Raw genomic sequence first — 14342 nt, 5'->3', positions numbered from 1 at the left:
CCGCTCGGCTCCCAGCCGGGTGGCAACTATCAGGGCGGCCTCTGGCCGCCGGGACTAAAGCAGCCTTTTGTTCTTACACTTAAAACTTCGGCCGGTAATTGGTGGCGGTTGTTTTTTCGTCCCAATATGTGTTAGCTGAGCTTCAGCCGGATGGCATGAAATATCGATATTCACCCCCGCAATTTTGGTGGCATTATTTTGTCAGTGCTATTTATAAATGAGGTTGATCAATTCCAAAAAAGCCTAAAAACCTTTAAAAAAACAAGAAATAAAAAAGGTTTTTTACCTGTCTTTGAAATAAGGAAAGTTTACTCTTTAAAGTTTTAGTCATTGGTAATCAGGTATTTAATGGCGTTTCGAATGGATTGTTATCTATTTGATTATCAGTTTGTTTCATTTTTAAGGTGTTCCGCGTTTTCACTCTCAAAAAATGAAACAGCCTCTTTTTACAAAAAAGAGCAGCGGGAGTTTTTTCAATTTTTTTTTGAGAATCAAAAAATTGGGACACCCTTTTTGTTACAAATGAACGAGGGAATTATTGGGCTAACATCATTGTAATATCCTTCTTTCTATCTTCGGGGAGAACTTTTAAATCAACTACTTTCCCATCCTTCAGCGTAGCTTCAATAGTAGTATTATAAGGCGCATGAAGTTTAAAATGTACATCCCAGTCCTTTGGCCAGGCGGGGAACAACAGGATCTTTTTATCGTCTACCTGCATCAGCATTTCCTGCAGACCGATCATGCCTGAGCCACCCCAGTTATGGTCGGGTGTCCAGTCGAAACCCGGCCCCCAAAATGCCGGGAAACGCCTGCCCGAGTTTTTGAGTTTGAAGGTGGTTAGTTTGGCTGCCTCACCGGTAAGACCTAAGCGGGCCGCAAAAATATTGTCCTGTTTCCAGCCAATGCCGCTCCTGAATTTGGCTACAAGGGTGTCCAGTTTCCATGTATTCAAAGCGGTACCCAATCCCGGTTTGCCCAAGCCAAATATGCCCCATGGAAATACCGGGTAAAATTGCGTGTTTTCCTCGTTGTTAACCCGCTCCCACGATTTTGCCGGGGTAAGGGTTTTATGCCCGCTAATCTCAGCAAATGTAATAGGAGGGATACGTTTTAAAAAGCCTTCCAGTTTGCCACGCTCTTCTTTGCTCAGGTAATTATCCGGTAAGGCCAGTATCCGTTTGGTAATGGTTTGCAGCGCTGCTATGGTCGAGTTGGAATTATAGGCCATTTTGAAAGTTTCGGCAGATGAACCGGGGTATAGCACCAGGTGGCCATTACCATCAAGCGCTTTGGCGCTGCGCTTGCGGGAGAGGTATTGGTAATGGTCGTCGAAAAAGGTTAAGCAGCTTTCAATAAAGGGAATGTATTGGTGGATGTCGTTGCTGTTATACCGTTCCGTTTCCAGCATCATGAGGCAAAACTCAAATACGGTGTCCCAGGTATATTCGAGCCAGGCGTTGTACTCTAATCCTTTATCAAAATCGGCAGGGCGTTTCCAGGTATACTCGGCGCTATTGGGCAGACCGAAGTTCTCCACTTGCTCGGTAAAGCATGCGCCATTATGGCCCCAGTAAACCTTACTGCGTAACTCTGCGTTTTTTAGGGAACGGAGATAGAAATCAAACTCCGGTTTCATCATATCAATATCGCCGCTTTTGAGCATCGGGAAATAAACCAACCGCTGGTTTTGGGCCGTCATCAGGCCACCACCCCAGTTGCGGAAATCGGGCGTAAAAGCGTACTGTGCATTAACAAAAACAGGATCGTAGGTGAACAGACCGCCGTTAAATTTGGTGGGTGCTTGTCCGTAAGCATTGCAGCCCAGCATATACCTGAAAAGCTGATAGTTTTTACCGGTTTGCCAGGCCGTGGTATCATTGTCGGGCTTAGCTGTATTGATGTAGATAAAACTTCTGTCCCAATATTGTTTCCACCAGTCGGCTGTTTTTTGCCATGCGGTTTTGTTATTGGTTTCAGCTTCTTTAAGTACTTTGTTGAGGCCTTGCTGCCATTCATTTACCGAGGCGGTTTGTAGCGTATTAAGATAGATCTCGATATCCTGATTGGTCGCAGGTTTAATGCTCGCCAGTTTCCAGCCTTCAAAATCGGTGTTGAGGTATTGGCCTTTTGTAGTGCCTGCGGGCTTTAGGTTTTTGCCTTGCATCAGCCCGCCAAAGGTTAAGTTTTTAAGCGGATTGTACATTTGATCCTTAACCGCATCCATACCTTGCTGCTTTACCGTAACATCAAATATAGTTGAATCGAGATTATGATGATAGAACTGGATAGCATTGCCTTTGAAGCCAATATTATCCTTCAGTGTTTTTACATCATTACGCGGGGCAAATTTCCATGAGCCTTCATTTTTTTCGAGACCTTTCACTTCCCGGTCACGATAACGCCAGTTTTCAAAAACAGCTTCGGTTTTAATGGCTTTATTGCTGCTGATGTTAAGGTGGATCACCGGGCGGTAAACATCAACCCAAAGCTTTATTTCAGCTTTTAAATCGCCGTTTTTTCCGTTGATGAGTACCGAACCATTTTGAAGTTTCAGCTCCTGTTTAAAATCATTGCCATCAAAAGGGTTGGGCGAGAGCCTGACCCTTACCCGGCCGGGTTTGAGCATGGCATTATTTTCGTCAAAAGTGCCACTCTTGGCGATGTAAAAAAGCAGCTCGCCTTTTTCAACCCATACGTTCAGCCCTATATCGCCGCCTCCGCAGGGCATCGACTGGCCTGAGTTTTGGCTTTGGCTGGTCCACACTTCATTGTATTGTTCAATGCCTTTTTTTTGAGCTAACGCGATATTACAGTACAGGAAGCAGAGCAGCAGGAGTTTTTTCATAATTACCAGTCGTCGGTTCTGAATGAGGAAACGGGGAGCCCGTTAGTGCCGAACAGATCGCCCACAACAAAATCTTTGAAGGCATAACGCACGGCCACAGGCTCTTTTACCAAGGGTGAAGATACAATAATTACACTGCCCGATATCATGGCCTGGGCCGGATAGAACATTTTGTCTTTACCGGCTATCTCAAAGTTTTGAATGGGCTTGTTGAATGAGGTCAATCCATTTTCTGCATGTTCAAACTTGATGGTAGCCCGGTTGCCGTCAACCGTCATTTCTTTATATAATGGACTTGCATAATCGAAACCTTTAATACCATACGTTTGCGCCAACGCCAGGTAAGCTAACCTTGTGCCTATAGGTTCTTTGCGCGGAGGATGGATAAGTACCTGCTCGCCCACATCAAGCGATACGGCCATACCGCTGTTTGATATAGTTTTTAGCGATTTCCGTTGAGCATCGCGCAGATAGGCCGAATTATATTTCCCGCCACTATTGTAAGGCGGAAGCTGTGCATAATCATACGGGGCTATCTGCACATAATAAAAAGGGAAATCACCTTGCTGCCACAGCTCACGCCAGCGTTTTACCAGGGCCGGAAATAGTTTTTCGTATTGATCGGGGCGGTCATAGTTGGATTCGCCCTGGTACCAGATGCAGCCTTTAATGCCGTAACCGATCACCGGGTTCAGCATACCGTTGAACAGGGTAGTAGGCGTGCGTGATACAGCTTTGATGGAGTCTGTTTTAGCCGGAATTTTGATCTCCGGAAAATCTTTCAGTCCATCAGCATCCATCCAGGCTTCGGCATTCGAGCCCGCGTAACAATCACTGATTAAACCGATAGGTACATGCAGTATCTCGTTTAATAATCTGCCGAAATAATAACCTGTAGCACTAAAGGCGGAGACAAATTCGGGGGAGGCGACATGCCATTCTGATGGTTCGCTATTGTCCTGTACTTCGGTTACTGATGAGTGGGGAACGGTGTAAATATGGATATTGGCGTTAGATGATTTAAGTATAGCATCAACAGAACCGCTTATTGGCTGGCTTTTATACCCCTTCATAGGGATCTCCATATTTGATTGCCCGGTGCACAGCCAAACTTCGCCAATAAGCACATTGTTTAATGTTATAGTATTACCATCGCTGATGGTGACGGTGTACGGGCCGCCGTAAACGGGGGTGGCAACTTTAACAAGCCATTTGCCATTGGGGTTTACTTTGACTTTGTAGCTTTTTTTGTTCCATGAAGTATTGATGGTAACCGTTGAACCGGCTTTGTCCCAACCCCAGATTGGGGCCGCACTTTGTTGTTGCAGAACTACGTTGTTGGTAAAAATGGATGCCAGTTTTACTTGTGCCTGCGATGATATAAACAGGAGCAAACCCAGGCCTGATGCCAGTAATTTTTTCATTGCTATAAATTATTTGGTAAGCTTTCCGGCTCGCTTAGCCTCAAGCCATCCGCTGAAAAGGAGGTTTTTATTCAACTCGGGTTTAGGGAAAAACAAGCTGGCCACATAGCCTACTATAATTACCACCAGGTGACTATACACCCCAAGCATGTATTTATGCTGATTGAAATTGTACCTACCTAAATCAAGCAAGATGTGTTTGTCCGTACCCAAACCAATTTTGGCTGATGTTAAAAAAGCATAGCCCGTAAACAGGATACAGGCAATAATACCAATGTTCACCCCCTGGCGATTGGCGCGGCTGCTGAACAAGCCCAATAAAAATATCCCGGCAATACCGCCTGAAAATATCGCGTATAGGGTAAAAACAATGCCCAGCGCACCTTCGTCACCTGCAAGCAGGTAGAGGGTGGCTATACCCATTGCGCCCAAACCCGCCAGAATCACTATCCAGCGACCAGCTTTTAAATATTCTTTATCCGATTTATTGGGCCTGAATTTTTTATAGTAATCTTCCACGCCAATGGCCGAAAGGCAGTTGAGGTCGGCCCCGAGGCTGGAGATCGCCGCCGAGATCAGCGCAGCTAATATCAATCCTACAACCCCGGTAGGCAATTTACTCATGATAAAATAGGGGAAAACTGCATCGGCTTTAATACCTGCTGGTAATGGGTTTTGCTGATAATAGGCAAACAAAGCTGTGCCGATGAACATGAACAAAGCCCATAAAGGAACGGTAAGCGCCACACCTAATATGGATGCCCTGATAGCCGCCTTATCGGTTTTGGCTGTAAGATAACGCTGTACCATAGTTTGATCGGTGCCGTATTTTTGGATGGCGTAAAACACACCGTTTATGGCCATTACAATAAATGTGAGCTTTTTGAAATCCAAGGAGTAAGGGCCAAAGTTGTTTTTGTGATTTACGCTGGCAATATGCCAAAGCTCGGGAAAGCCGCCTTTGATTGAACAGATGAGGATGATAAATGAGGCTATACCGCCGCCTATCAGCAGAAAACCTTGTACCACATCTGCCCAGATTACGGCCTCAATCCCACCAATAAGTGTGATGACGATGATCACGAATCCTATCACCCAGATAATGGCGAATGTGTTGGTGTTGGTCATGTTGGATAGTGCCAGTGCCAGCAGAAAAAATACTGTTCCCATTTTTGAAAAGTGGGTTAATACAAAACTGATAGAGCTGTAAAAACGGGCAAACAAACCAAAGCGTTTTTCAAAGTACTCGTAGGTGCTTACGCCTATAACCTCGCGGTAAAGGGGGACGATAAACCATACCATCAACAGCAATACAATAGGTACCATTAAACCCTGAACAAGCAGGATCCAGTTAGAGGCAAAGCCTTCACCCGGGTAGGCCAAAAAGGTTACACTGCTGATGAGTGTTGCCATTAACGACATGCCTATTGCCCATGCCGGGATGGAACCGCGTGATACGAAATATTTTTTGGTTGAATTTTGTCCTTTTGAAAACTTAAGACCGATGGTTAATGAAATGGCCAGTGCCAGGGCTATGATGATATAATCTGCCAGGTGCAGGGTTTCATGTTTCATATGCAGGTATAATTATTGGTTGCCCAAACGGGGGCAGGCCAGGGGTAGCTGCCGGGTTTTAAAGTTAAACATAATTGGTTATTGCCGGCTATGCGCATATGAATAACTCCGGGAGCTATTAGTTTTGAGGGATATAACTTTTTGATGTTTAAACGCTCAAGTATAGCCCAGGCTGTTGCCCCGCCTTCAATCAGTAATTCGTGAAGCGAGGTGTGGTCAATAACCTGTTTTACAATATCCGCCATTTTGTGGCTCAGCAATACCGGGTCTACCTTTATATCCTTGATAAAATCGGGGTTTATGGCAATGATCGCATTATTGCCGGCTACAATGCTTGATGCTACATGACTTGCAAAAAGGCCATGTACATGATCACCGCTGGTTTCGGCACAGATGGTTGCCGCAGGTACATAGTGCACCGGGATATTATTGTGTTTGCCATCAAGAAGATTCAGCTTACCCTGGTAAAAGGTACTGCCAAATACAAACAATCGCCTGCCTGTTGTCTCGGGGTCAGGGGGTTCGATCTTTTGCGGAGTTGTTAGGTATTCAAGCAGTGTAGTAAACAAATTTGCTGAGCCTGCTAATAGGGTGTTGCTATTTGTTTTACTGATCCAATATTTAAGATCATCCTCATCTTCAGCTCCTCCTATGATAATTCCTGTCGATGGTAGCTTGTCATCCCTTTTTACTAATCGAACCTTTTCATCAGCCTTTAATAACTCAACAATATTTGAGCTTAAGGCCGGGAAGGTTGGATCGTTAGCAAAATCACTGAGGTGGATTGGCGCACCATTGTAATGGAACGTATCGCCGATAAGTTTTTTTGAATGGTGAGGATTGCCGGGGATAATCAAAGCCTTTATTAAACCTGATGCCGCAAGCTGGCTTTGCAATTCCTCAATAATATGCCCTCTTAAAACCGAATCTATCTTTTTGAAAATAAAACGGGGTTTTAGCTGCTGTAACTGAACAGTAAGTTTATACACAGTTTCCTTTGCCTGAACTACGGAAAGGGAACGCGTGTCGGTAGCGATAATGAGCAAATCTGCATCGCAGTGTTCATCAACAGTAGTACTCACTTCGGTTCTTAGGCCGTGGTTGAGCCCTATACCCGCCAGTTCGGCGGCTCCTGTTAAATCATCTGCAATTACAGCGATCATATACTTATACTTTTATCCTGTTTTTACTCAACTGTACCGCCGATTCGATGGCCAGTATCATGGCATCGCTGCTGGCAACGCCCTTACCTGCAATTTCAAAGGCTGTCCCATGATCAACCGAGGTGCGGATAATAGGCAGTCCCATAGTGATGTTAACGCCTTTCACGCTGTCCATTTGCTGCTTTTCGGCGTTCCATTTAAAACCGGTAAGCTTAAAGGGGATGTGGCCCTGGTCGTGGTACATAGCTACCACACCACCATAATATCCGGTTGATGCTTTGGAAAATAAAGTATCGGCAGGTACAGGGCCTTCTGCATCGTAACCTAATTTCATTGCTTCTTGAACAGCAGGGAGGATCTCAAAATCATCTTCGGTACCAAACAAACCTGAGTCACCTGCATGGGGGTTAAGTCCGGCTACACCTATCTTCAGGTTTTTTTCTCCAAGGGAAATAAGGCCATCCTGTAAAAGCTCGATTACTTCAATAATGCGGTCTTTCTTAACCAGGTCACAGGCCTGCCTTAGTGAAACATGGGTTGATACATGGATCACCTTCATGTTATGTTCAACCAATAGCATGGCATATTTTTTTGTGCCGGTGTAATGGGCGTAAATTTCGGTATGCCCGGCAAAATGATGCCCGGCTTCATTGATTGATTTTTTGTTGATTGGCCCGGTTACCGTTGCATCAACATCGCCAGCAAGTGCCAGTTCAATTGCTTTTTTAACGGCTTCAAACGAGGCATTGCCCGCCATAGCCGAGATTTCGCCAAAACGCAGCTGTTCCATATCTACATTTTGCAGATCATACACATCGGGCTTGCCAAACTCAAAATTTGCTTTGCGGATATCTTTTATCGAGTTGATACGCGCATCGAAACCCAACCGTTTTACGATATCAAAAAATACACCGGTATCGCCAATGATCACCGGGCGACAAATTTCAAACAGCCTTTCGGTAAGCAGGGCTTTAACAACTATCTCAGGGCCGATACTGGCCGGATCGCCCATGGTTATGGCTATGATCGGTTTTTCGGCTGTCATTGGTATATTGGTAAGCTGAGGTTTTCAACGTTAAGCATGCGCTGTAGTTTTCTTTGCAGGTCTTCGGCTTCGGCTTCAGTAACTTGCAATAAAGGGGGCATCATGTAAGTGCGGCATAATCCCGCGCTTTGCATTAATGATTTTAATGCGGCCAACGACTCGCCCAGTAGGCGTTTGCCCTGGTAAATATCACCTATCAGGTTGGAATGCCTTTGTAGTTGCAGCGCGGCGGCTTCGTCGTTATTATCTGCAGCAACTATCATTTTGTAATAAATATCCGGGAACAGGTTTCCTGTACTTGGCACCAGGCCGTCGCTGCCGGTAAACAGCGCATGGGCAGATTGCGCACCCCAGCCCAAGAAGTGGCTGAAATCGGCCCTGTCGGCCCATAATTTAAGCGAATCCTTTAAACGCTCGTGATTCCGCTCCGAATCTTTAGTTCCAACAATATTATCATGATGGCTTAATTCGTCGAGAAGATTTAGGTTTATTGATACATTGGTGGTAGCCGGAATGTTGTAAACTATCAGCGGGATAGGTACTTCATTGGCCAGCGTTTCAAAGTATGTTTTAATTTCGTATTCAGTTAAAGTGAAATAGGCGGGCAGGTGGGCTACTGCAACGTCAATACCTTCATCGGCACAACGTTTGGCCAACTCGATGGAATCGGCAAGGCAGTTTGACGAAATGCCCGCGTAAAGCAATCTTCCTGGCTGCCTTACTGATGTTGCCAGCTTAACAAAATCAAGCTTAACATCGTTTGGTAAGGAGGCCGATTCGCCTGTAGTGCCCAAAATAAAAGGTACACCGCCGTAGTTGAAAATATTGTCGAAGATTTTTTCAACCGCTTCGTGGTCAAGTTTATAGTTATCGGTAAGTGGCGTAATTGATGGCACTACCAGGCCATTATATTTCTTTTTTAGTTTCATTAGTATGTTTTAATAAGCAGCCTCGTAAATGCTAACAGCGTCATCTATGTTTATTGGTCGCGGGTTGTTTTTAAGCAAGCGCGTAATTTTCATGGCATCAGCAGCCATTTGCGGAATGGTATTTTTATCTATGTCTATTTCTTTTAAGCTTGCAGGGATTCCACAATCCTTAATCAGCTGCCTGATCTTTTCTACTCCTGCATGAGCTGTTTCAAAATCATTGATACTACTGTTACAACCCAATGCACGGGCAACGGCAGCATATCGTTCAGGCGCGGCAGGGATATTATACTCCATTACAAAAGGTAGCAGTAAGGCATTGGATAAGCCGTGGGCAATATGGTATAAGCTCCCCAACGGATAGGAGAGCGCATGCACTCCAGCCGTATTTACCGGGCCTAAACAAAAGCCACCCATCAAACTGCCAATAGCCAATTGTGTACGGGCATCTTCATTAGTGCCGTCATTTACTGCTTTAACCAGGTTATCAGCTATAAGCCTGATCCCTTCAAGTGCATACATATCTATAAAAGGATGTGCGTATAGATTGGTATATGCTTCAAGGCAATGAGTTAAAGCATCAAGACCTGTGGCCGCGGTAACCTCTGGTGGGAGACTGGTCATCAATGCCGGATCAATGATCACTACATCCGGAACCAGGTAAGTGCTGATAATACCTTTTTTCTGGTTGTCTGTATCATCTATCAATATAGCATTGGGGGAAGCTTCACTACCTGTACCCGCCGTTGTAGGCACACAAATGAGCTTTTTAGATCGCTTTTTAAGCAAGCCAATTCCCGTGATATCTGCCAGGGTTTGGTCATTATCAAACTGCGCAGCTATGAGTTTAGCCACATCAAGCACACTGCCACCACCAATACCTATGATCAGATCTGCTTCAGTATGTTTTACAGATGCAAGCAAATCTCCAAAATCCTTGAAAGAAGGCTCCCGTACTATGGAGGTATCAACACGAGCGTTAATCCCTGCTTCTTTAAATTGAGCCAAAAGTGGTTCAAGTTTATTTAATAGCGGACTAATGGTAATAATTAAAGCTGATTTATACCCGCCGCTGATAACATCGCCGGTTAATTTAAAAAGCGAGTTTTTGCCAACAATTACCTGACCCGGAAACCGGATAATAATGTCGCGATAAGGATGTACAGTTTGCGGCATATACTTATATATTAATAATAGCTGGCCCTGGTTAATTGGTTTTGATATAAAACAAAGATGGATAATGCCGCCTCCCATTTTTATCCAACCGTTATCCAATTATTATACGATATTATCAAAACGGATATCTGCCGGTAAGTTATTATGATATGATCTGCCTGTAATTGACTTTAATAGGTAGTTGGAGTAGTAAATAATAGCTAAAATATAAGGAGACGGGGCATGACAGTTCGGCAACTAAAGGCCGGTAACTTAGCAAAAAGTTGAATATAAGGATATAGAGCCAAGTTTATAAAGGTCGTTTATCTTTTAACGCTTTTATTCATCGGTGATCAAACCGCTATCTCCTAATTATAAATCATCCGGCTAAATCCCGGTATTTTTTAATATTTCTGTTAACCAATTAAATACATATCTCCATGAAAGTAGTAAAAACGTTAGGACAATTTATTATAGAGAAACAAGCAGATTTCCCTTTTGCCAAAGGCGAACTGTCAAGGCTTTTGCGGGATATAGGCATTGCCGCTAAAATTGTCAACCGCGAGATCAGCAAGGCCGGGCTTATCGATATCATAGGCGAAACCGATTCTGTGAACTCCCATGGTGAACGTCAGAAAAAGATGGACGTTTATGCCAATGAGCAATTCATTTCGGCATTGCGTAGCGGCGGCGAATGCTGTGTTGTGGCTTCTGAGGAAAATGATGAACATATCCTGATAGAATCAGAGATCTCAAAACACGCCAAATATATTGTGGCGATTGACCCGCTTGATGGCTCATCAAATATTGATGTGAATGTAAGTGTGGGCACCATATTTTCTATCTATCGCCGTAAATCAACCGAAGGTGCAGCTAAACTGGAAGATGTATTGCAAAAAGGTACTGAGCAGGTAGCGGCCGGTTATGTAATTTACGGCTCATCAACAATGCTGGTTTATACAACTGGCAAAGGAGTTAACGGCTTTACACTTGATCCGTCAATAGGCGAGTTTTGCCTGTCGCATCCTGATATTAAAATGCCTAAAGATGGCTATATCTATTCTATTAATGAGGGGTATTATGCGCATTTTCCTCTGGGGGTAAAAAAATATATCAAATACTGTCAGGTTGAAGATGAGACAACTAACCGCCCCTACACCTCACGCTACACCGGGTCAATGATTGCCGATATTCATCGTAACCTGATTAAAGGGGGCATATTCCTGTATCCAACTACGGCCCAATATCCTAACGGAAAATTACGATTGGTTTATGAATGTAACCCAATGGCTTTTATTGTTGAACAGGCAGGCGGTACAGCTTCTACCGGTTATGAGCGCATCCTGGATCTGGATGTTAATGAGCTTCATCAGCGTTCGGCTATTTTTATCGGTTCGGAAAATATGGTTAAACGCGCCGAAGAGTTTATGCTGGCCTTTTCACCCGAACACCCATCTATAAGTAAGCATAAGCAAGTTATTTAGGCATTAAAGAGCTGCTGTTTGCAGCGTAGTTTTTACTTTGATTAGTAAATGGGGTAATTTTATGCGCTTTGTTATAAAAATTAGTTAAGACTAATTTTTTTTATTTGTTTTGTATATTGTTTGTAATATGCTAAGACGAATGAAAATATTATCTTTACTATGCTTTTTATTAACGCCGACTGCAGTTTGTGCTCAGCATGGTTCTCTCAAAGGGAGATTAACGGCCGGCAGCGAACCGCTCTCTTTTGCTACTGTTGCACTTTCAGGAACCTCCATTGGGGCAACTACCAATGATAAAGGCTACTATCATTTAAAAAATGTTCCGGCAGGTACATACACGATCGTATTCTCTAACATAGGGTATGTTACTGAGCGCCATAGCGTGAGTGTAAAGCCCGGTGAAGCAATTTCATTGGATGGCAATCTCCAGGAAAGTAGCTCCAAATTAAGCGAGGTAACTGTAACCGGGGTTTCACGCAAAACCGAGTTGAGAAGCAACCCTATACCCATTGCCGTGATGACCCGGAAAGAGATGGATCAGAATGTAAATAATAACATTATTGATGCCATTGTAAAAGGAGTACCGGGTGTGAATGCTGTCACCACTGGGCCTAATATCTCCAAGCCATTTATCAGGGGATTGGGCTACAATCGTGTTTTAACTTTGTATGATGGCGTGCGCCAGGAAGGGCAGCAATGGGGTGATGAACATGGTATTGAGATAGACCAGTATGGCATTGGTCGCGCAGAAGTAGTGAAAGGACCGGCGAGTTTAACGTATGGCTCGGATGCATTGGCCGGAGTGATTAACATGATCCCTTACCTGCCCATTGGCGAAAACAATGTTTTAAGAGGTGACTACACTGCCGATTACCATACCAATAATGGCATGATCGGCACCTCGCTGGGCTTGTCATACAAAAAGAACGATTGGGGATACGCCTTCCGGGCAACTGCGAAAGCGGCGCATGATTATCATAATAGTGTTGATGGTTATGTGTATAACACAGGTTTCCGGGAGTTCAATTTATCGGCTATGGCCAGGGTTGATAAAAATTGGGGGTACTCGCAAATTGCTGCAACTGTTTACGACAACCGACAGGAGATTCCCGATGGCAGCAGGGATTCGCTAACAAGACAGTTTACCAAACAAATAGCTGAAAGCAATACCGACAATATCAGGAACAGGCCAATTGTAAGTAATGACGAGTTAAGATCATACAGTATAACCCCGCTGCATCAGCGTATTCAGCATTACCGGATCTATTCGCATAATGAATTTAAATTGGGCGAAGGTAGTAGCATCAACGCTTCGCTTGGTTTACAACAAAGCATCCGCAGGGAATATAACCACCCTACATTGCCTGATCAGCCGGGTTTGTATGTGGTGCTTAATACTCTTAATTACGATTTTAAATATAACCTGCCGGCTATTGCAGGTTTAGAAAGTAGCCTCGGCTTAAATGGTATGTACCAGGTCAACCGCAGCAAGGCTGCGACAGATTTTCCGATCCCGGATTATAACCTGTTTGAGGCCGGGGCTTTTCTGTTCGCCAAAAAGACTATTGGGAAAGTTGATATCTCGGGTGGCATCAGGTATGATAACAGGCACATCCGCTGGAACGATTTTTATGTGGGGCCAAACTCCAAAAACGGGTTTGAGCAGCATGTGAAATTACCGGATACCGCAAGCGCCCATTTACAGTTTCCGGCTTTTAGGCATGTTTACCAGGGTGTTTCGGGTAGTTTGGGGATAACTTATAATATCAGCGAACGCTTACTGTTCAAGGCTAATGTCGCCCGTGGATACCGTGCACCCAATATCACCGAAATAGGCTCAAACGGGCTTGACCCGGGTGCACATATCGTGTATTTAGGTAACCGCAGCTTCGACCCTGAATTTAGTTTACAGGAAGATCTGGGCTTCATCGCTTACCTGAAGGATGTTGACCTTATTGCCGAGCTGTTTAATAATCACATCAACAATTACATTTACCAGGCTAAACTTACTGATGCCAATGGCAATCCTGTGGTGATTGTACCGGGTAACAGCACTTATCAATACCAGCAGAGCAGTGCCCGCTTGTATGGGGCCGAGTTTACGCTAAATGTGCATCCCCAAAATGTTAAATGGCTGGCTTTTAACAACAGCCTGGCTTATGTAACGGGGATAAATGGCAATCAACAGCTTATTGATGAATCTAACGGCGCAGCTAAATATCTGCCATTTATCCCGCCACTGCATATCCGGTCGGAATTTAAGGCGAGTTTTCAGAAAGCGTATGGTGCTTTTTCTAAGATTTACTTTAAGGCCGAGATGGATGCTTATACTACCCAAAACCGCTTTTATGCTTTAGATAATACCGAAACGGCTACGCCCGGCTATACGCTGTTTAATATAGGAACCGGTACTACTATCAAAAACAAATCGGACAAAACCATCTGTGAGCTTTTTTTGCAGGTTGATAATTTGTTTGATAAAGCCTATCAATCCAACCTTAACCGTTTAAAGTATTTTGAGTATTACCGGTCGTCGCCAAACGGGCACCTGGGTATTTATAATATCGGGCGAAATATCAGTTTTAAAGCTGTTTTTCCTTTTTGATTTATTTTTAATGAAATATGGCTTTTTTTGTTTTTATTGCCTTGAGTTTCTGCACATCATGTAAGCGTGCGATAATAACTTTGAAATTCATTGATTAACGTCCCATCCCCTGAT

General features: G+C 44.0%; 9 protein-coding genes. 2 read left to right on the top strand and 7 right to left on the bottom strand.

Annotation, left to right across the window (positions count from 1 at the left end; all coding sequences use genetic code 11):
* Window positions 1–535: 535 nt before the first annotated feature.
* The 7 genes from ACEN82_RS18135 to ACEN82_RS18105 are packed head-to-tail and all read right to left on the bottom strand — an operon-like array spanning window position 536 to window position 10160.
* Window positions 536–2848, bottom strand: a complete 2313-nt coding sequence (locus ACEN82_RS18135) for a DUF5703 domain-containing protein (protein WP_413321411.1) — start codon at window positions 2846–2848, stop codon at window positions 536–538.
* Between the two features lie 2 nt (window positions 2849–2850).
* A complete protein-coding gene (locus ACEN82_RS18130) occupies window positions 2851–4272 on the bottom strand; it encodes a sialate O-acetylesterase (protein ID WP_413321412.1) in 1422 nt (473 codons plus the stop codon).
* Between the two features lie 9 nt (window positions 4273–4281).
* A complete protein-coding gene (locus ACEN82_RS18125) occupies window positions 4282–5847 on the bottom strand; it encodes a sodium:solute symporter family protein (protein ID WP_413321413.1) in 1566 nt (521 codons plus the stop codon).
* Window positions 5844–7010, bottom strand: coding sequence for a four-carbon acid sugar kinase family protein (locus ACEN82_RS18120; RefSeq protein WP_413321414.1), 1167 nt, complete (start codon window positions 7008–7010; stop codon window positions 5844–5846). The genes ACEN82_RS18125 and ACEN82_RS18120 overlap by 4 nt, the downstream gene beginning before the upstream one ends.
* A gap of 4 nt (window positions 7011–7014) precedes the next feature.
* Entirely contained in the window at window positions 7015–8055 is a 1041-nt protein-coding gene (gene pdxA, locus ACEN82_RS18115) for a 4-hydroxythreonine-4-phosphate dehydrogenase PdxA (protein ID WP_413321415.1), read from the bottom strand.
* Window positions 8052–8984 (bottom strand): dihydrodipicolinate synthase family protein, encoded by a 933-nt coding sequence (locus ACEN82_RS18110; protein WP_413321416.1) that lies wholly within the window; start codon window positions 8982–8984, stop codon window positions 8052–8054. Before ACEN82_RS18110 ends, pdxA begins: the two co-directional genes overlap by 4 nt.
* A 9-nt stretch (window positions 8985–8993) precedes the next feature.
* A complete protein-coding gene (locus ACEN82_RS18105) occupies window positions 8994–10160 on the bottom strand; it encodes an iron-containing alcohol dehydrogenase (protein ID WP_495643991.1) in 1167 nt (388 codons plus the stop codon).
* Window positions 10161–10579: 419 nt separating this feature from the next.
* Between ACEN82_RS18105 and fbp the strand changes: the two genes are divergently transcribed.
* Together fbp and ACEN82_RS18095 are read left to right on the top strand one after the other, a co-directional pair.
* Entirely contained in the window at window positions 10580–11623 is a 1044-nt protein-coding gene (fbp, locus tag ACEN82_RS18100) for a class 1 fructose-bisphosphatase (protein ID WP_413320344.1), read from the top strand.
* Window positions 11624–11762: 139 nt separating this feature from the next.
* Window positions 11763–14228, top strand: a complete 2466-nt coding sequence (locus tag ACEN82_RS18095; protein WP_413320346.1) for a TonB-dependent receptor — start codon at window positions 11763–11765, stop codon at window positions 14226–14228.
* Window positions 14229–14342: the final 114 nt, after the last annotated feature.

Source organism: Mucilaginibacter sp. Mucisp73, assembly GCF_059491465.1.
This window is presented reverse-complemented; position numbering and strand designations above follow the sequence as displayed.